Annotated in this window: 18 protein-coding genes; 1 reads left to right on the plus strand and 17 read right to left on the minus strand. The window is 66.5% G+C overall.

Going from position 1 to position 18,466, the window contains the following annotated elements; all coding sequences use genetic code 11:
- Positions 1-734: 734 nt before the first annotated feature.
- Complete coding sequence (murA, locus tag IEV93_RS13925; protein ID WP_188490612.1) at positions 735-1,991, minus strand: UDP-N-acetylglucosamine 1-carboxyvinyltransferase; 1,257 nt, start codon at positions 1,989-1,991, stop codon at positions 735-737.
- A 91-nt stretch (positions 1,992-2,082) separates the two neighbouring features.
- Between murA and IEV93_RS13930 the strand changes: the two genes are divergently transcribed.
- A complete protein-coding gene (locus tag IEV93_RS13930; protein WP_188490613.1) occupies positions 2,083-2,679 on the plus strand; it encodes a cob(I)yrinic acid a,c-diamide adenosyltransferase in 597 nt (198 codons plus the stop codon).
- A 3-nt stretch (positions 2,680-2,682) separates the two neighbouring features.
- Here IEV93_RS13930 and IEV93_RS13935 read toward each other — a convergent pair whose 3' ends face one another.
- From IEV93_RS13935 to rho, 16 genes are all read right to left on the minus strand, one after another.
- Entirely contained in the window at positions 2,683-3,120 is a 438-nt protein-coding gene (locus tag IEV93_RS13935; RefSeq protein ID WP_188490614.1) for a DUF2550 domain-containing protein, read from the minus strand.
- Between the two features lie 153 nt (positions 3,121-3,273).
- A complete protein-coding gene (locus IEV93_RS13940; RefSeq protein ID WP_188490615.1) occupies positions 3,274-3,660 on the minus strand; it encodes a F0F1 ATP synthase subunit epsilon in 387 nt (128 codons plus the stop codon).
- Between the two features lie 9 nt (positions 3,661-3,669).
- A complete protein-coding gene (gene atpD, locus IEV93_RS13945; protein ID WP_188490616.1) occupies positions 3,670-5,121 on the minus strand; it encodes a F0F1 ATP synthase subunit beta in 1,452 nt (483 codons plus the stop codon).
- Between the two features lie 70 nt (positions 5,122-5,191).
- Complete coding sequence (locus tag IEV93_RS13950; protein WP_188490617.1) at positions 5,192-6,142, minus strand: F0F1 ATP synthase subunit gamma; 951 nt, start codon at positions 6,140-6,142, stop codon at positions 5,192-5,194.
- Between the two features lie 55 nt (positions 6,143-6,197).
- Entirely contained in the window at positions 6,198-7,832 is a 1,635-nt protein-coding gene (gene atpA / locus IEV93_RS13955) for a F0F1 ATP synthase subunit alpha (RefSeq protein ID WP_188490618.1), read from the minus strand.
- A gap of 78 nt (positions 7,833-7,910) precedes the next feature.
- Positions 7,911-9,269: a F0F1 ATP synthase subunit B/delta gene (locus IEV93_RS13960; protein WP_188490619.1), complete on the minus strand. Its 1,359-nt coding sequence runs from the start codon at positions 9,267-9,269 to the stop codon at positions 7,911-7,913.
- Between the two features lie 3 nt (positions 9,270-9,272).
- A complete protein-coding gene (locus tag IEV93_RS13965) occupies positions 9,273-9,794 on the minus strand; it encodes a F0F1 ATP synthase subunit B (RefSeq protein WP_188490620.1) in 522 nt (173 codons plus the stop codon).
- 41 nt (positions 9,795-9,835) lie between these two features.
- On the minus strand, positions 9,836-10,087 hold the full coding sequence (locus IEV93_RS13970) for a F0F1 ATP synthase subunit C (RefSeq protein WP_045822205.1): 252 nt from the start codon (positions 10,085-10,087) through the stop codon (positions 9,836-9,838).
- A 132-nt stretch (positions 10,088-10,219) separates the two neighbouring features.
- The gene (gene atpB / locus IEV93_RS13975) at positions 10,220-10,993 is read right to left on the minus strand and encodes a F0F1 ATP synthase subunit A (RefSeq protein WP_188490621.1); all 774 of its coding nucleotides are present in this window, start codon (positions 10,991-10,993) and stop codon (positions 10,220-10,222) included.
- Positions 10,990-11,406: an ATP synthase subunit I gene (locus IEV93_RS13980; protein ID WP_188490622.1), complete on the minus strand. Its 417-nt coding sequence runs from the start codon at positions 11,404-11,406 to the stop codon at positions 10,990-10,992. Before IEV93_RS13980 ends, atpB begins: the two co-directional genes overlap by 4 nt.
- 264 nt (positions 11,407-11,670) lie before the next feature.
- Positions 11,671-12,786, minus strand: a complete 1,116-nt coding sequence (locus IEV93_RS13985) for a glycosyltransferase family 4 protein (RefSeq protein ID WP_188491548.1) — start codon at positions 12,784-12,786, stop codon at positions 11,671-11,673.
- An 89-nt stretch (positions 12,787-12,875) separates the two neighbouring features.
- The gene (locus IEV93_RS13990; protein ID WP_188490623.1) at positions 12,876-13,529 is read right to left on the minus strand and encodes an L-threonylcarbamoyladenylate synthase; all 654 of its coding nucleotides are present in this window, start codon (positions 13,527-13,529) and stop codon (positions 12,876-12,878) included.
- A 4-nt stretch (positions 13,530-13,533) separates the two neighbouring features.
- Complete coding sequence (prmC, locus tag IEV93_RS13995) at positions 13,534-14,409, minus strand: peptide chain release factor N(5)-glutamine methyltransferase (RefSeq protein ID WP_188490624.1); 876 nt, start codon at positions 14,407-14,409, stop codon at positions 13,534-13,536.
- Positions 14,410-14,422: 13 nt separating this feature from the next.
- Entirely contained in the window at positions 14,423-15,502 is a 1,080-nt protein-coding gene (prfA, locus tag IEV93_RS14000; RefSeq protein WP_188490625.1) for a peptide chain release factor 1, read from the minus strand.
- Positions 15,503-15,594: 92 nt separating this feature from the next.
- Complete coding sequence (gene rpmE, locus IEV93_RS14005) at positions 15,595-15,843, minus strand: 50S ribosomal protein L31 (RefSeq protein WP_188490626.1); 249 nt, start codon at positions 15,841-15,843, stop codon at positions 15,595-15,597.
- Positions 15,844-16,076: 233 nt separating this feature from the next.
- Positions 16,077-18,239: a transcription termination factor Rho gene (rho, locus tag IEV93_RS14010; RefSeq protein ID WP_188490627.1), complete on the minus strand. Its 2,163-nt coding sequence runs from the start codon at positions 18,237-18,239 to the stop codon at positions 16,077-16,079.
- Positions 18,240-18,466 lie beyond the last annotated feature (227 nt).

Here is an 18,466-nt window from a genome sequence, read left to right on the forward strand (position 1 = left end):
CGCCAGCGTTCGTCCTGAGCCAGGATCAAACTCTCCATGAAAAACCATAGAAAAACAGCCACCAACCCAAAGGCCGGCAACCAGAATTTCGAAACAATCTTCCCAGCAGAGACAAAATCCCAACCAAAAAAAACAAACAACCGACAACCACCCAGGAGCTTAACCCCAGACGGCATCAATCATCACAAAAACCACACCCCCACAAACCACTGTCCGCGAGGATGCAGCACCAAAAAAATTGGCATTAACAATCCATCAACACACTATCGAGTTCTCAAAGAACACACACCCGCGGCGCGTCAATCCCCATCGGGAACCTGCTACCGAAAGCTTGTTCAGGACGTTGCGTCCGTCTCCGGGGCAACTTTTCCAGCCTAGCAGAGTCATGAGGGCCGGTCAACCAGTGTCTGGTCGAGGTCTTCGGTGATTCTGTTCGGCCCCGCAGCGATTACTACCGCTTTCGCAGTTCGTGTCTCGCGTTGGGTGGTCTGCGCTGAGCCCGGTTTCCCAGTCCCGGATTCTTGCTTTCCCGGGAGGCGCCGTGGCGCGCTGACTTGGAAGAAGTTACGCGGCTCGCGAGCAGCCCGTCAAATCGCCTGGTCAGAGCGACGCCCAGTTCGTTCACCGCAGGTCAGCACGCCCGTACCAGTTCGCTTCAGACGTCTCGAAAACATGGACGTTGCAAGCGATTTCGGTGACGCCCGCCACATCTGGCGGGTTTCATGGACGGGTCTTCAGCCGTTGACGCGCTCGATCTCGGCCCCGAGACTGCGCAGTTTCCCGATGAACTCGGGGTATCCGCGATCGATGTGGAAGACGTCGTGCACCTCGGTGATCCCGTCGGCGACAAGACCGGCCAGCACGAGACCCGCGCCGGCACGGATGTCCGAACACCACACCGGCGCGCTCGAGAGCTGTTCGATCCCGCGGATCACCGCATGGTGACCGTCGGTGCGCGCATCAGAACCCAGTCGGACCATCTCCTCGACGAACCGGAACCGTGCCTCGAACACGTTCTCGGTGATCACCGACATCCCTTCGGCCACCGCCGCCAGTCCGATCGCCATCGGTTGCAGGTCGGTCGGGAACCCCGGGAACGGCAGGGTCGAGAAGTTCACCGCACGCGGACGGTCTGTCTGACGAACACGGAAGCCGTCGGAGAACCTCTCCACCTCCGCGCCGGCATCGACCAGCTTGTTCAACACCAACTGCAGGTGGGCGGGGTCGACGCCGGTCACCCGGATGTCCCCCCTGGTCATCGCAGCTGCAATACCCCATGTCGCGGCAACGATCCTGTCGCCCACCACCACGTGGGTCGTCGGAGACAGCTTCGCCACCCCTGTCACGGTCAGAGTGGACGTCCCCTCCCCCGAGATCCGGGCACCCATCTGCTTGAGCATCACGCAGAGATCGATGATCTCCGGCTCCCTCGCAGAGTTGTCGATCGTGGTGGTTCCATTCGCCAGCACCGCGGCCATCAGGATGTTCTCGGTTGCCCCCACCGACGGGAACTCCAGGGCGATCGCAGCGCCGGTCAGCGATTCTGCTTCTGCCACAACACATCCGTGCTCGATGGTGCTGTGTGCACCGAGCGCTCGAAGGCCGGCCTGATGCATGTCCAGGGGTCGGGATCCGATGGCGTCACCGCCCGGGAGGGCGACCACGGCGCGACGACACCGCGCGATGAGAGGCCCCAACACGCACACCGACGCGCGGAACTGCTTCACCGCGTCGAAATCGGCGTGGAACTTCGGCTCGGCCGGGGTGTCGATCGTGACGGTCTCGCCGTCCAGGGTCACCACGGCCCCCAACCCCCGCAGCACGTCGGCCATCAGCGGGACGTCGGCGATCTCGGGACAGTTGGTGAGCGTCGTGCGCCCCTCCGCCAGCAACGCCGCGGCCATCAGCTTCAAGACGCTGTTCTTGGCGCCGACCACCGAGACCTCGCCGTGAAGGCGTGCGCCGCCGGTCACCAGAAAGCGATCATTCACGACCCGAGCCTATCCACTCACGCCATCGCCACTGTTCGCGGGCGGAACTCACTGTGCTCCCCACCCCCGAGCGCCCGGTAGGTTTGCGGCCATGGCTGTCCACCTCACTCGGATCTACACCCGCACCGGCGACGACGGGACCACCGGGCTCAGCGATTTCTCGCGGGTTCCGAAGACCGACGCGCGGGTTGTCGCCTATGCCGACTGCGACGAGACCAATGCGGCGATCGGCACCGCAATCGCACTCGGTGATCCCGATGACCATGTCCGGGCGGTGCTCACCACCATCCAGAACGACCTGTTCGACGCAGGTGCGGATCTCGCCACCCCGGTCGTCGCCGAGCCGGAGTACCCGCCCCTACGTATCGCGCAGAGCTACGTCGATGCCGTGGAGACCTGGTGCGACGAGTTCGGGGATCCGCTCGAACCCCTGACCTCGTTCATCCTGCCGGGGGGAACCGTCCTCAGCGCCCTGCTGCACCAGGCGCGAACGGTGACGCGGCGGGCCGAACGGTCGGCGTGGGCGGCCGTGGCCGCGCACCCCGACAACACCTCGGCGCTCCCGGCGAAGTATCTCAACCGGCTCTCTGATCTGCTGTTCATCATGTCCCGAGCGGTCAACACCGACGGCGACGTCCTCTGGACTCCGGGAGGTCAGCGGCAGCGGCCGCCCGCCAGGGACGAGTGACGCTCAGGCGGAACGTCGTCGGACCGACCGGACCGGTGGTCTGGACTCCACCCACGACTGGAACGCCGTGACCGCACCGGAGGCCATCGCGAGCTCGAAACCCGCACCGTCTGCGTCGATCTCGAGGATGGTCATCGCGTCGATGACCTCGACCTCGGTTCCGCGGGGCGCTCGACGCCCCCGCGTCTCGATCGCCTGACGCGCGATGACCTCGCTGGGACCGGTCCGCAGGCTGCTCAGTCGGTAGTAGATCAACGAGTGGTCGTCGTAGCGGACGATGCCGTGACGCCACCCCCGGTCGTCGCCGGCCGGGAGACTTCGCAGCAACACCGCGGTGCCCCGACTCCGCAGCCGCATGACTCGGAATCCCACCAGCGCCAACACCGACACCACCACGGCGACGAGCAGCGCGACGCACACGCCGAGAACCATCACCGACATCGTGTGCTCCTGCCTGACCTCGTACCCTGCGACCACCTCGACATACACCGATCCCCGCACGCCTCGAAAGGCTGCGGGGATCGACGTGTAGGTGTCGCTGTCCTCACCACAATGCCACGACCGAGCTGGTCATGGCACCGGGCGAGGTGCACATCACTTCTCCTGCGTGAGCTGCTCCACAGCTCGGATCCGCGAGAGTGCGCGATCGTGTTCCTCGGACCCCTCTTCGGCGGACTCGAGTTCGGCGCGCGCGGCGTCGGCATCGATGTCGCGGGCCCACTCGGCGGACTCGGCGAGCACCGTGACGGCGTCGCCGGTCACCGAGAGGAAACCTCCCTGTACCGCCGCGACGCGACGGGTGCCGTCGGTCTGCTCGATCACCACGAACCCGCCGGCGATGAGCTCGCCGAGCAGAGGTTCGTGGTGGTTGAGGATGCCCAGTTCGCCCTCGGTGGTCTGTGCGATCACAAAGGTGGCCTCGCCGGAGTAGAGACGCTCCTCCACCGAGACGACCTCGACCGGAAAGCCTGTGTCAGCCATGAGGTCGCGTCACTTCCCCGAGATCTTCTCGGCCGCGGCCTCCACGTCGTCGAGTCCGCCACAGCTGTTGAACGCCTGCTCGGGCAGGTGGTCGAACTCGCCCTTGCAGACGCGGTCGAAGGCCTCGATCGTGTCCGCGAGCGGGACGACCGATCCCTTCTGACCGGTGAACTTCTCGGCGACGATGAAGTTCTGACCCAGGAACTTCTGGATACGACGTGCACGCTGCACCGTCACCTTGTCCTCTTCGGACAGCTCGTCCATACCGAGGATGGCGATGATGTCCTGCAGCTCCTTGTACTTCTGCAGGATGCGCTTGACCTCGTTGGCGACGCGGAAGTGCTCGTCACCGACGATCGATGCCTCGAGGATGCGCGAGGTCGAGGTCAGCGGGTCGACGGCCGGGTAGATACCGAGCTGCGAGATGGGTCGTGACAGCTCGGTGGTGGCGTCGAGGTGGGCGAAGGTGGTCGCCGGCGCCGGGTCGGTGTAGTCGTCGGCGGGGACGTAGATCGCCTGCAGCGAGGTGATCGAGTTACCGCGCGTCGAGGTGATCCGCTCCTGGAGCTCGCCCATCTCGTCGGCCAGGGTCGGCTGGTAACCGACGGCGGACGGCATACGGCCGAGCAGCGTCGAGACCTCGGAACCGGCCTGGGTGAAACGGAAGATGTTGTCGATGAACAACAACACGTCCTGGTGCTTCTCGTCGCGGAAGTACTCGGCCATGGTCAGGGCCGAGAGGGCGACGCGCATACGCGTGCCCGGCGGCTCGTCCATCTGGCCGAACACCAGGGCGGTGTCCTGCAGAACGCCCATCTCCTCCATCTCGAGGTGGAGGTCGGTGCCCTCACGGGTGCGCTCACCGACGCCTGCGAACACCGAGGTGCCGGAGAACTCGCGGGCGATACGGGTGATCATCTCCTGGATCAGAACGGTCTTGCCGACACCGGCACCACCGAACAGACCGATCTTGCCGCCCTTGACGTAGGGGGTGAGCAGGTCGATGACCTTGATGCCGGTCTCGAGGATCTCGGTCTTGCCCTCGAGCTGGTCGAAGGGCGGCGGCTTGCGATGGATGCTCCACTGCTCGCCGTCGCGACCGGTTCCCGGCGAGTCGAGGCAGTCACCGAGAGCGTTGAACACGTGGCCCTTGACGACGTCACCGACGGGGACGGAGATGGACTTGCCGGTGTCGACGACCTCGGTGCCGCGGGTCAGGCCGTCGGTCGGCTGCATGGAGATGGTGCGCACGAGGTTGTCACCCAGGTGCTGGGCGACCTCGAGGGTCAGCGTCTTCGCGACCGACTCGAGCGCGATCTCCGCGTGCAGCGCGTTGAACAGCTCGGGTACGGCTCCACGGGGGAACTCGACGTCGACGACGGGTCCGATGACGCGGACCACGCGCCCGGCCGTGTCCTTGGCCGAGGAGCCCTGGGGGGCTTCAGTTGTTGCAGTGCTCATTGTTGGTCACTTCCTGGCTTGGAGGGCCGATACAGCTCGATGTGTCATGGGTGCGGCTGCCGCCGCGGTTCTACTTCGCGAGAGCGGACGCGCCGCCGACGATCTCACTGATCTCCTGGGTGATCTGCGCCTGACGCAGCTGGTTGGCCTGCCGCGACAGGTCGGTGATCAACTCGTCGGCGTTGTCGGTCGCCGCCTTCATGGCGGTCCGTCGGGCCGCCGACTCCGACGCAGCCGCCTCGAGCAGCGCGGCGTACACACGGGTCGCGATGTACTTCGGCAGCAGAGCCGACAGCAGCGTCTCGGCACCGGGCTCGAACGAGTAGTTCCGAGCCTCGGTCGACGAGTCGTCCCCGCCCGACGACGAATCGTCGGATTCCCCGTCGTCCTCGGACACCACCAACGGTGCGATCCGACGGACCTCGGGGACCTGGCTGAGCATCGAGACGAACCGGGTGTAGACCAGGTGCAGCTCGTCGAGTCCCTCGAGGGCGTGGTGCTCCTCGGTCTCCTCGACCTCGGTACCCGAACCCGCGACGAACAGATCGACCAGGCGGTCGGTCGCCGTCTTGGCGTCGGAGTACCGCGGCTGCTGGGAGAACCCGGTCCACGATCCCTCGACGTCGAGATCGCGGAAGGTGAAGTACCGCAACCCCTTCTTTCCCATCACGAAGATGATGGGGTCCTTGCCCTCGTCGCGCAGCAACGCCAACAGCTCACGGGTGGCCCGCAGGACGTTGGAGTTGTAACCGCCGCACTGGCCGCTGTCACTGGTGACGACCAGCACGCCGGCACGCTTGGGCTCCGGACGCTCCACCAGCAGCGGGTGATCCAGGGTCGCCGACTTGCTGGCCAGTTCGGAGAGGACCGAGGTCATCTCCTCGGCGTAGGGCTTCGACGCGGTCACCCGGGCCTGGGCCTTGGTGATGCGCGAGGTCGCGATCAGCTCCTGCGCCTTGGTGATCTTGCGCGTCGACTGGACCGACCTGATGCGTGAGCGCAGTTCACGAATACTCGCCATCGGCTGCCTCACACCTCCTTCGGGTTGACCACACGGTCACGGTTTGTCATGGGTCCTACGACTTCTTCTTGAGCTTGATCTCCTCGTTGTTGACCTCTTCGGGGTCCAACGAGTCCGACTCCTCCTCGTTCACGACGCGCGATCCGTCGCTGGCGAGGAAGCCCTGCTTGAACTTGTTCGTCTCGTCGACCAGGGCCTCGGCCTGATCGTCGGACAGTGCCTTGCCACCGGCGATCGAGTCGTAGACACCGGTCGCGCTGTGGTGCAGGTGGCTGATCAGTTCGCTCTCGAAGCGCTTGATGTCCTCGACCGGGACCGAGTCGAAATGTCCCTCACCGCAGAGGTAGATCGAGACGATCTGGTCCTCGACGGCAGCCGGGCTGTACTGATCCTGCTTGAGCAGCTCGACCCAGCGGGCACCACGCTCGAGCTGGGCCTTCGAGGCGTCGTCCAGGTCGGAGGCGAAGGCCGAGAAGGCTTCCAGCTCACGGAACTGGGCGAGCTCGAGACGCAGCGAGCCACTGACCTTCTTGAGGCCCTTGGTCTGCGCGGCGCCACCGACACGGGAGACCGAGGTGCCGACGTTGATCGCCGGTCGGACGCCCTTGTTGAACAGGTCGGACTCGAGGAAGACCTGTCCGTCGGTGATCGAGATGACGTTGGTCGGGATGAACGCCGAGACGTCGTTGGCCTTGGTCTCGATGATCGGCAGGCCGGTCATCGAGCCGCCGCCGAGCTCGTCGGACAGCTTCGCGCAACGCTCCAGCAGACGCGAGTGCAAGTAGAAGACGTCACCGGGGTACGCCTCGCGGCCCGGCGGGCGACGCAGCAGCAGTGAGATGGCGCGGTAGGCCTCGGCCTGCTTGGTCAGGTCGTCGAACACGATGAGGACGTGCTTGCCCTCGTACATCCAGTGCTGCCCGATGGCCGAGCCGGTGTACGGCGCCAGCCACTTGAAGCCGGCCGAGTCGGACGCGGGCGCGGCGACGATGGTGGTGAACTCGAGAGCTCCCGCGTCATCGAGCGCCTTCTTGACGCCGGCGATCGTCGAGCCCTTCTGGCCGATCGCGACATAGATGCAACGGACCTGCTTGTCGGGGTCACCGGTCTCCCAGTTCGCCTTCTGGTTCAGGATCGCGTCGATGCAGACCGCGGTCTTGCCGGTCTTGCGGTCACCGATGATCAGCTGGCGCTGTCCGCGACCGATCGCGGTCATCGCGTCGATGGCGGTGATGCCGGTCGCGAGCGACTCCTCGACGGGCTGACGCTCGAGAACGCTGGCCGCCTGGAGCTCGAGCACGCGGGTCTCGGACGACTCGATGTCGCCCTGCCCGTCGATCGGCTGACCGAGCGGGTTGATCACGCGGCCGAGGAAGTTGTCACCGACCGGGACCGAGAGCACGCCGCCGGTACGGCTGACCTGCTGGCCCTCCTCGATGGATTCGTAGTCACCGAGGATGACCACGCCGATCTCGTCTTCGTCGAGGTTCAGTGCGACACCGAGGACGCCGCCGGGGAATTCCAGCAGCTCGTTGGCCATCGCGCCGGGGAGACCACTGACGTGGGCGATTCCGTCGGCGGTGTCGGTGACGACACCGACCTCCTCGCGGGACGCCTCGGCCGTGAACGTCGAGACGTACTGCTCGATCGCGCCTTTGATCTCGTCGGATGAGATCGTCAACTCCGCCATGAGTATTCGTCTTCCTTGCGTTGGGGTGGGTATGTGGTGGCCTGGGCCAGTGGACTTCGGGACGCCGCGGTGCGGCAGCTACCTGGGCAGCTCTTCGGCCGCCTTGGCCAGTCGGGTCGCGACGTCTCCGTCGATCACCTCGTCGCCGATGGCGACCCGGAGGCCGCCCAGCAGGCTTGGATCGATCTCCACCTGCGTGGAGATCTCACGGTTGTAGATGCGCCCGAGCACTGCGGTGAGCCGCTCCTCCTGGGCATCGGTCAGCGGCGATGCGGACACCACGTGGGCGACCGACTCCCCGCGACGGGCCGCGGCGAGCTCGGCCAGATCCGACACCGCGGATGCTGCGGCCTGGCCGCGGAGCAGCCGGACGGTCTGATCGAGAACCGCCTTGGTGACGTCGTCCACCTTGCCGGCGACCACGGTGTCGAGAAGCTCGAGACGCTTGTCGGCGGGTGCGTTGACGTCCGAGAGCAGCGCGCTGAGTTTCGGCTCGGCCACCAACAGGCGACCGAAACGGAACAGCTCGTCCTCCACGTTGTCGATCGTGCGCGCCTTCTCGGCGACGATCAGCAGTGCGAACCGCGCGAGACGCTCGATGGCGAAGGTGAAGTCGCTGGTCGCCGACCAGCGACCGACCACCGCGCTGCGCAGCAGTGCGAGGGTGTCCTCCCCCAGCTTGGAGCCGAAGAGGTTGTCGATGATGCCGGTCTTGGCGTCGTCGTCGTCCGAGGCCTCGGCCAGGTGCTTGCGCAGCACCGGCTCCGAACCGAGCAGCGCGACCACGTCGGCGAGTTCGCCGGCGAGGGTCCGCAGTCCGGAGTCGTCCAGCGACTCGACACGGCGGTCGAACTCGTCGGACAGCTTCTTGATGGAGTCGCGCGAGGCAGCGCGCATCGAGTGCACGCCCACCAGGTCGGCGGGCGCCGAGATCCGTGTGGATCCGGCGACCTCGCCGGAGGACGCCATGTCCCCCAGCTCGTCGATCACGCGGTCGACCGACTGCTCGCGAGCGGTCGGATCGTCCAGGTGCTCGCGGACCAGGTTGCTCGCGATCTCGACCGAGGTGAGGCCGAGGTCGCTGCGCAACTGGCGGACCAGGGCCGCGCGGTTAAGCGCGACCTGTGACTTGCCGTGCTCGGTGATGCGCTTGACCTCGTGGTCGGCCTGCACCGACATCTCCTCGGAGATGGCCTGTGCATCGGCCCGGGCGTCCTCGCGGATCTGGCTGCCCGCGGCCCGTGCCTCCTCGACGGCGTTCTTGTGCGCCTCTTTGGCCTCGGCGAGCCGCTTCTTCGCGTTCTCGCTCTCCTCGATCTGCGTCGCGATCGTGGTCTGCTGCGACTTCATCGCCTTGCGGACCGGGGGTGCGACGTAGCGGACGAGGACGAAGATGATCACGAAGAAGCCGACGAGTTGTCCCAAGAAGATTCCCATGGGTCAGCTTCCCTTCGCGCTGGGCTGCGGGGCGTCGGCGGAGAGCCGGTCCACCGAAGCGGCGAGTGTCGAATCGGATTTCACGTCGAAGCCGAGCACCCGGCTGGCGAGATCCGCCGACAGGGTCCCGACCTCGGAGCGTGCCTGCGTCGCCGCCTGCTCGCCCTGGGCGTTGAGCTGCGAGGTGGCCTCGGAGAGAACGGAATCCGCCTCGGCCGTTGCCCGCTGCTTCATCTCGTCGAGACTCTCGCGGCCTTTCGCGCGAGCCTCGTCACGGATACCGGTGGCCTCGCCGCGAGCCGACTTCATCGCCTCGCGGTACTCCGATTCGGCGTGCTCGAATTCCTCGGTGGCGGCACGGTTGTCCTGCGACGTCTGTGTCACCTGATCCTCGCGCTCCTCGAGCACCGCCTTGATGGGCGGCACGACGAACTTGCCGATCACGGCGAGAACGATGAGGAAGATGATCAGAACGACGAAGAACGTGCCGTTCGGGATGAGGAAGTTCTGTGCGGCGAGCGCCATGGTGCGTTACCTGATTCCGTGTCTACCCGGTCCCCGACGTGTCAGGAGGCCGAGATCGGGGTGGCGAACACGAAGAGAGCCATGAACGCCAGGTTGATGAAGTACGCGGCCTCGACGAGACCGACGGTGATGAAGAACGGGGTGAACAGTCGGCTCTGCGCCTCGGGCTGACGGGCGATTCCCGCGATCAGCTGAGCACCGGCCAGGCCGTCGCCGATGCCGGCTCCGATCGCGCCGCCGCCCAGGATCAGGCCGCCGCCGATCAGTGCACCCATTCCAATCGTTGGATCCATGTGACTTTTCCCTTTCGGTGTACTGGCACCGCCGGTGCCAGTTGTGGTGCCGGCCGATGCGGTCATCAGCCAGGTCGTGGTGGCCGATCGGAGATCGGCCGGGTCGGGTCCGGCGGGTGCCGGACCGTGGTTCTAGTGCGCGTCCTCGGATTCCATCGACTGACTGAAGTAGAGGATGGTCAACAGGGCGAAGATGAAGGCCTGGATGAGTCCGACGAAGAGGTCGAACAGCTTCCAGACTGAGTTGGGGGCCCACATGATGTAGGGCGGGAACAGCGTGATCAGCGAGACCATGATGCCGCCGGCGAAGATGTTGCCGAAGAGTCGCAGCGAGAGCGAGACCGGCTTGGCGATCTCCTCGATGATGTTGATCGGCGCGAGTCCGATGACGTGACCCTTCACCAGCTTGACCGGGTAACCGATCGGTCCACGCTTGCGGAAACCGGCACCGTGGTACCAGACGAACACGGTCAGTGCGAGCGCATAGACGAAGTTGATGTCGGAGGCGGGCGGCTTGAGCCACTCGGCGGCGACGCCCTCGGAGTTCCCGTACTGAACCGGCAGGACGGCCAGCCAGTTGGAGATCAGGATGAAGATGAACAGTCCGACCGCGAGCGGGAGGACGAACGGCGCGACGCGCATGCCGATCGAACTCTCGATCTGTCCGCGCATCTGATTGGTCACGGCCTCGAAGAACAGCTGGACCCCGTTGGGGACGCCGCGTGAGGTGATCTTGGCCCGCAGGAAGAAAGCGAGACCGATCAGGATGATCGCGGCGACGGATGTGCCGATGATGGTGTCGAGGTTGAACGACATTCCGAGGAAGTCGACCACGGTGTGGTGCCCGACCTCGATCTTGGAATCGGATTCTTCGGCTTCAGCAGCCAGGTTGAAGACTACGGTCATGACTGCTTGCGGAGTCCTTTCATCACGGGGATCACCGTGGACAACACCACGATCACCTGACACAGAGCGAGCCCGAACATCACGCCGAGACCGTCGGGGCGGAAAAAGAACGCGATCACCAACGCGGCGACGGTGATCAGACCGAGACGGACCGCGGTGTTGAGGACAACCGGCTTCTTGCGTGGGTTGTCACTCGCCGTCGCCGCCCCGACCGAGGCCTGGACCATCTTGGCGTTGAGAAGGGAGAGCACGAGACCTGCGGCGAACCAGACGCCGAAGAAGATGTGACCCAGGAACCCGCTGATCACCAGGACGACCACGGCCAGAACGGACGCGATGATCGCGGGACGGGCCAGGCTGAGCGGGATCTCCGGGTAATAGACCGGTGCCGAGTCTGGGGCTGACGTCGTCATCTGCCTCTCCTCGGGTCGGAGCGCACGGTACTCGTCGTCGAGCACCAGTGGTCGTACTTGGTGTGGGCGGCGTCCATCGAGCGTGCGAGCCGCTCGGGTAAAGCGGACGTAAGCTCCCGGTTCGTTGTGACACTACCAACACCGTTTCGGGCGTCTGACGTGGGGTGCATGTTGGTGCGGTGGTTATTCCCTGTCGTGCTGTGCCCTACTACCCGAAATAGTACTACAACGGATAGTTTGTCCGTTTCACCGGATACCCGCGGGTCAGACGTCACTTGTGCGGACTGCGACGAGTCGTCGGCGGAGTCTCGGGACCACGGTGGCGATCATCGCGATCACCAGTCCCCCGGCCAGGGCGGGGGCGACGACGGTCACCGAGAAGACGGTACTGGCCGCCACGCTGAACGCCAGGACCGCCACCCAGAGATAGATGACCAGGACGACGCGGCGCTGGGAGTGCCCGAGCTCGAGCAGACGATGGTGCAGGTGCATCTTGTCCGGGGTGTAGAAACCGACGCCGGCACGGGTGCGGCGGATCACCGCCAGCAGCATGTCGAGCATCGGGATGAACATGACCGCGGCGACGAGGATCAGGGGCGAGAGCAGGGTGAAGATGTCGGCGGGACCGTAGGCGTAGATCGCGACGCGACCCGAGGCACTCGTCGAGGCGGTGGCGAGCATCAACCCGATCAACATCGAACCGGAGTCACCCATGAAGATCCGTGCGGGTTGGAAGTTGTGCGGGAGGAAGCCGAGGCAGGCACCCGCGAGACTCACCGCGATCAGCGCGGGCGGGTAGTAACTGACGTCGCCGCCCTGATCGCGCAGCAGGCCGATCGAGAACAGCAGGATCGCCAGCGCGGCGATGACGGCGAGGCCGGCGGCCAATCCGTCGAGGCCGTCGACGAAGTTGATCGCGTTGATCGTCGCCACGGTGATGGCGATGGTGAGCAGACCGGACTGCAGAGGATCCAGTACGACCGTGCCGATGTCGCCGAACGGGACCGGGACAACCGTCCAACTGACGCCCATCAGCACGAGCACCCCGGCGGCGGTGAGCTGACCGACGAACTTGGTCAGCGCGTCAAGCCCCCACCGGTCGTCGATGACGCCGACCGCGACGATGACGAACCCGGCGACGACCACGGCGTCCATGTCGTGGGTGTAGGCGAACCCACGGGTCAACGCGGGTAGCTGTTGGGCGAGCACGATGGCGGCCAGGACACCGGTGAAGATACCGACGCCACCGAGACGCGGGGTGGGGATGGCGTGCACGTCCCGTACCCGGGGCACTGCGACCGCGCCGGTGCGGGTGGCGACCACGCGCACGATGCCGGTGGCCAGATAGGTGATCACGGCGGCCGCGATGCCGACCAGCATCAGCTCTCGGAGCGGTACACCCGCCCCGCTACTGGCTGCCTCGGCGAGAATCACGGCTCAACGCTACTAGTGCGGGAGGCGCGCCCCACTCAGGCTCGCAGCGAGGCCGCGTCCACACCGAGGACCTCGGCGATCTGCTCCACGGTGACCGCTCCCGTACGCAGGATCGTCGGCGCCGCGCCGGTCAGGTCGACGATGGTGGACGGCGTCGCGTGGGCCGCGGGGCCGCCGTCGAGGTACACCGCGACATCGTCGCCGAGCTGGTCACGCGCGTCGGTCGAGGTCGTCGCGGGCGGTTGTCCGGAACGGTTCGCGCTCGACACCGCCATCGGACCGACCTCGCGCAACACCTCGATGGCCACCGGGTGCAACGGCATCCGCAGCATCACCGATCCCTGGGTGTCGCCCAGATCCCAGGCGAGGGAGGGCGCCTGCTCGACCACGAGGCTCAGGCCCCCGGGCCAGAAGGCACGGACGAGCTCACGGGCCTGCGTCGACACCGACAGGACCAGACCGTCGATGGTGTCCCACGACCCGACCAGCACGGGCACCGGCATGTCGCGACCGCGCCCCTTGGTCGCGAGCAGGCTGGTGACGGCGTCGGAGTCGAAGGCGTCGCAGCCCAACCCGTACAGGGTGTCGGTGGGCATGACCACGAGACGTCCCGCCTTGACGGCGCCGACCGCGGCGCGGACCCCCGCGCTGCGCGAATCCGGTTGGTTGCAATCGAACACAGTGCTCACGCGATCATCCTTGCACGTCATCTCGGCTCGCCTCGGCGGTGCGTCGGGCGGTCACGAACCGGGGACGTCCGGCGAGGTCTGCTCGGGCCGTGATCTCGTCGAAGCCCCCGTGTCCACGCAGTTCGGCGACGACCAGGTCGGCGGTGGTGTCGTCGTGCTCGATCGCGCATCGCCCCCCGGGTACGAGGGCGTGGGCGATGAGCCCGATCATCGGGGTGATCACGGACATCCCGTCCGCACCGGCGAACACGGCGACGGCGGGATCGTGCTCGATCACCTCGGGCGACAGGTCGGCGCCGACGGGGACATACGGCGGATTGCTCACGACGAGGTCGGCCGTGTCGGGACCGAGGACGTCGTGGGAACGGACATCGCCGTGGATCACCGTCAGTCGGCGGCGGACACCCTCCACGGCGCGGGTGACGTTGTCGCGCAGCCAGATCAGGGCATCGGGGTCGTTCTCGACGGCGATGACGGTCGCGTCGGGCACCGTGGTGGCGACGGCGATGGCCAGGGCTCCGCTACCGCTGCAGAGATCGACCACACGCGGATGGTCGATCCCCGAGCAGACCGCGCCCGCCCATTCCAGGATGGCCTCGGTCTCGGGACGCGGGACGAAGACACCGGGGCCGACCGCGAGGTCGATCGGTCCGAACGACGCCGAGCCGACGATGTGCTGCAGGGGCTCACGAGCGGCCCGTCGGTCCAGCCACTCGTCCAGGAGGGCGGCCTGGGTGTCGGTCGGGTCGTCCGCCGCGATCAGCCGACCTCGATCGACGCCGAGCACGTGCGCGAACAGCAGTTCCGCGTCGACACGGGGCGAATCGACGCCGGCCGCGGTCAGGCGGTCGACGGCTGCGGCGATGATCGCGCGGTTCACCGCGACCCGACGGTCACTGGGCCTCGAGTCGCGCCTGTTTGTCGGCGGCGACCAGGGCGTCGAGAAGTGCGTCGAGATCCCCGTCGAGGACGGCGTCGAGGTTGTTCGACTTGTAGCCGATCCGGTGATCGGTGATCCGGTTCTCCGGGTAGTTGTAGGACCGGATCCGCTCGGACCGGTCGACGGTGCGGACCTGCGCGGTACGCCCCTCGGAGGCCTCCGCCTGCGCTTTCTCCTCGGCGGCGGCCTGCAGTCGTGCGGCGAGCACCTGCATCGCACGGGCCTTGTTCTGCAGCTGCGACCGTTCGTTCTGGCAGGTCACCACGATGTTGGTCGGCAGATGGGTGATTCGGACGGCGGAGTCGGTGGTGTTAACACCCTGACCGCCCTTACCCGAGCTGCGGTAGACGTCGATCCGCAGGTCGGACTCGTCGATCTCGATCTGCTCGACCTCGTCGGGTTCCGGGTACGCCAACACCCCGGCCGCCGAGGTGTGGATGCGGCCCTGCGATTCGGTGACCGGGACCCGCTGGACGCGGTGGACGCCTGCCTCGAACTTCAGTCGCGCCCACACACCGTCGGGCGAGTCCCCCGGCGACTTGATCGAGAGCGTCGCGTCCTTGTATCCACCGAGATCGGACTCGGTCACGCCGAGGATCTGGGCCTTCCACCCGTGGCGTTCGCAGTACTTGAGGTACATCCGGGCCAGATCGGATGCGAACAGAGCCGATTCCTCGCCACCGGCCCCGGACTTGATCTCGAGCACGACGTCGTCGCCGTCGTGCGGATCACGTGGGGCCAGCAGATCGGTGAGGGTGGCGTCGAGGGTCGACACCGTCCGCTCGAGTTCGGGGATCTCGGCGGCGAAGGACGCGTCGTCGTCGGCCAGCTCACGGGCGGCCTCGAGGTCGTCCCGCGCGGCGGCGAGCCTGTTGTAGGTGCTCATCACCGGCGCCAACTCGGCGAACCGCTTGCCGACGCGTCGGGCGGCGGCGGGATCGTCGTGCAACGACGGGTCCGACAACTGGGTCTCGAGGCCCGAGTACTCGGACAGCACGTCATCGATGGCGGTGCCCACTGACTTGTCGGTCACGGGGTCGACTCCGTTCTGCCGGTTTTCTCGGGGTGGACAAAGCGAAGACGCCCGCCCCGCGCTGGTGCACGGGACGGGCGTCGACGGACGGGCTAGTTGGAGGCTTCGGCCTCGGTGGCGGCTGCGCCCTTGGCGGGCCGCTTGCCGTAGCGCTTCTCGAAGCGCGCGACACGTCCACCGGTGTCGAGGATCTTCTGCTTGCCCGTGTAGAACGGGTGGCACTGGGAGCAGACCTCGACCGAGATCTGGCCGCTCTCCTTGGTGCTCCGGGTGGTGAAGGTGTTCCCACAGCCGCACACCACGGTGGTGTCGACGTAGGTGGGATGAATACCCTGCTGCATCTGGTGTCCCTTTCATGGTCGCCGGGTCACCGGCCGTGACGCGACGTGTGCCGCGCGGTGGACGGTGTGAACCGGAACCGGACTTGATGGAGCGCGCCACCTGCTGGCGCGCAACGGGCCGAGTATGCCAGACCGGAACCCGAGAAAACCAATCTGCGGCTTCCCCGGCCGATCTGCTCGACTGATGGACTCAACCGGGACAGACCTGCATCTATTCCGGCGAACGGTCCGGGTCAGTCGTTGTTCGTACCCGGCGTGTTCTGCTGGACCTGCATCAGGAACTCGATGTTGGTCTTGGTCTTCTTGAGCTGCGAGATCAACAGGTCGATCGCCTGCTGTGAGTCGAGTCCGGAGAGCACGCGGCGCAGCTTGTGCACGATGGCGAACTCGTCGGGCGACATCATCAGCTCGTCCTTGCGGGTGCTGGACAGGTTCACGTCGACGGCCGGGAAGACCCGGCGCTCGGAGATCTTGCGATCGAGCTTGAGCTCGGCGTTGCCGGTGCCCTTGAACTCCTCGAAGATGACCGTGTCACCGGTCGATCCCGTCTCCACCAGGGCGGAGGCGATGATCGTCAGCGAGCCGCCGTTCTCGATGTTGCGCGCCGCGCCGAGGAACCGCTTCGGCGGGTACAGCGCCGTCGAGTCGACACCACCGGAGAGGATGCGCCCGGACGCCGGCGACGCGTTGTTGTACGCGCGGCCGAGTCGGGTGATCGAGTCCAGCAGCACGACGACGTCCTTGCCGTTCTCCACCAGGCGTTTGGCGCGCTCGATGGCGAGCTCGGAGACCGAGGTGTGATCCGACGGCGGCCGGTCGAAGGTGGAGGCGATGACCTCGCCCTTCACCGAGCGGGTCATGTCGGTGACCTCTTCGGGACGCTCGTCGACGAGAACGACCATCAGGTAGCACTCGGGGTTGTTGATCGAGATCGCGTTCGCGATGTCCTGGAGGATGGTCGTCTTACCGGCCTTCGGCGGCGAGACGATCAGCGCACGCTGACCTTTACCGATCGGCATGATGAGGTCGATGACGCGGGTGTCGAGCTGCTCGGGACGGGTCTCGAGGCGGAGTCGCTCGTTGGGGTAGAGCGGCGTCAGCTTGTTGAACTCCGGGCGGCGGCGGGCCGCCTCCACCTCGGCGCCGTTGACCGAGTCGAGTCGAACGAGCGGGTTGAACTTCTGACGCTGGCTGCTCTGCTCGCCGTCGCGCGGCAGTCGGACCGCACCGGTCAGGGCGTCGCCCCGACGGAGTCCGTTCTTGCGGACCAGGTTCATCGAGACGTAGACGTCGTTCGGCCCGGCCAGGTAGCCCGAGGTCCGGACGAACGCGTAGTTGTCGAGGACGTCCAGGATGCCGGCGACCGGCTGCAACACGTCGTCCTCGTTGACGCTCGTGTCGTTGTTGCCGCCGCCACCGTCCTGCCCGTCGCGGTCGCGTCCACGGCGACGCTCGCGGAAACGACGACCCCGCCGTCCGCGGCCGTTGCCCTCGCCGTCGGGATCGTCGTCGCGGGGACCGTTGTTCCGAGGACCGTTGTCGCGGTTCTGCTGGTCCCGGTTGCTGTCGCGATTGTTCTCGCGGTTGCCGTTGCCGTCGCGATTGTTGCTCTCGCGGTTGCTGTTGTTGTTGCGGTTGCCCTGGTTGCCGTCGCGGTTGCCGTTGTTCCGGCCGCCCTCGCGGTTGTTCTCGCGGTTGCCGTTGCCGTCGGTGTTGTCACCGCGGTTGCCGGACTCGGCGCGATCGGATCCGCCCTGGCCGCGGCCCTGGTCGGATTTCGCTGCGCCGGCGCCGTTCGCGTCCTTGGCGTTGTTCTCGCGACTGTTGTTCTCGCGGTTGTTGCTGTCGCGGTTGTTCTCGCGACTGCCGTCGCGGTTGCGGCGGCGGGTGCGATCGCCGCCCGCTTCGGTCGACTCGGCGGTCGCGTCGCTCGCGGGGGCGTCCCCTGCGGACTTGTCGGCGGCCGGGGCGTCGACTCGCGATGTCGTCGCGGTGGCGTCGGATCCGGTGGCACCCTGCTCGGAGCCGGTTGCGGCACCGTTTCGGGTGGTCGCGGACTCGGGGTCGTTCGTGGGGGCGGTCGTGCTCGTACGCTCGACGGTCGTGTCGGCGGACGGGGCGTCGGCCACGGTGGTGGCGCGTTCCTTGGCGGGACGGGTCGACGAGGCGCCGCCCTGACGGTCGGCGATGGCGGCGATCAGGTCGCCCTTGCGCATCCCCGACGTTCCCTTGATGTTCAGTTCGCCGGCCAGCGCTCGGAGCTCGGTGAGCACCATCGAACTGAGGCCACCGCCACGTGCGGAGCCCGATTTGGCCGGTCGTGAGCTGGGAGTGTCTCCCGCTGACTCGGGCGCCGCGTCGTCGGCAGGCGCTGAGATCAGGTCCGTATCGGTCACGGATTTCCTTTCGTTCCCCCGCAGCGCACCGCGAAGGGTCTTGATCATCCCCGTCGAGTCGACGCGGGATGTCGAACCCGCCGGACCGGCGGGCTTCAAGTGGTGTGATCTGCCGTCATCGTGATCCGGCGACGCACGCTCTACCTCGATCGTTGACCGGAAAGCTGTGAACTCCCTGGCAGGGCCCGGATGACGGGTGGGCACCAGGAAAATGTGCACCCAAACGG

This window comes from Williamsia phyllosphaerae, from assembly GCF_014635305.1.
GTDB classification, from domain to species: Bacteria; Actinomycetota; Actinomycetes; order Mycobacteriales; family Mycobacteriaceae; genus Williamsia_A; species Williamsia_A phyllosphaerae.

What these genes read in the sequence shown, in the direction of transcription:
- IEV93_RS13980 (WP_188490622.1), bottom strand. Translation starts at nt 11,406, where the DNA reads ATGACGACGTCAGCCCCAGACTCGGCACCGGTCTATTACCCGGAGATC.
- IEV93_RS13985 (WP_188491548.1), bottom strand. Translation starts at nt 12,786, where the DNA reads ATGCTGGTCGGCATCGCGGCCGCCGTGATCACCTATCTGGCCACCGGC.
- IEV93_RS13965 (WP_188490620.1), bottom strand. Translation starts at nt 9,794, where the DNA reads ATGGCGCTCGCCGCACAGAACTTCCTCATCCCGAACGGCACGTTCTTC.
- atpA (WP_188490618.1), bottom strand. Translation starts at nt 7,832, where the DNA reads ATGGCGGAGTTGACGATCTCATCCGACGAGATCAAAGGCGCGATCGAG.
- IEV93_RS13950 (WP_188490617.1), bottom strand. Translation starts at nt 6,142, where the DNA reads ATGGCGAGTATTCGTGAACTGCGCTCACGCATCAGGTCGGTCCAGTCG.
- atpB (WP_188490621.1), bottom strand. Translation starts at nt 10,993, where the DNA reads ATGACCGTAGTCTTCAACCTGGCTGCTGAAGCCGAAGAATCCGATTCC.
- IEV93_RS13970 (WP_045822205.1), bottom strand. Translation starts at nt 10,087, where the DNA reads ATGGATCCAACGATTGGAATGGGTGCACTGATCGGCGGCGGCCTGATC.
- IEV93_RS13935 (WP_188490614.1), bottom strand. Translation starts at nt 3,120, where the DNA reads ATGTCGGTGATGGTTCTCGGCGTGTGCGTCGCGCTGCTCGTCGCCGTG.
- IEV93_RS13930 (WP_188490613.1), top strand. Translation starts at nt 2,083, where the DNA reads ATGGCTGTCCACCTCACTCGGATCTACACCCGCACCGGCGACGACGGG.
- rpmE (WP_188490626.1), bottom strand. Translation starts at nt 15,843, where the DNA reads ATGCAGCAGGGTATTCATCCCACCTACGTCGACACCACCGTGGTGTGC.
- IEV93_RS13960 (WP_188490619.1), bottom strand. Translation starts at nt 9,269, where the DNA reads ATGGGAATCTTCTTGGGACAACTCGTCGGCTTCTTCGTGATCATCTTC.
- atpD (WP_188490616.1), bottom strand. Translation starts at nt 5,121, where the DNA reads ATGAGCACTGCAACAACTGAAGCCCCCCAGGGCTCCTCGGCCAAGGAC.
- IEV93_RS13940 (WP_188490615.1), bottom strand. Translation starts at nt 3,660, where the DNA reads ATGGCTGACACAGGCTTTCCGGTCGAGGTCGTCTCGGTGGAGGAGCGT.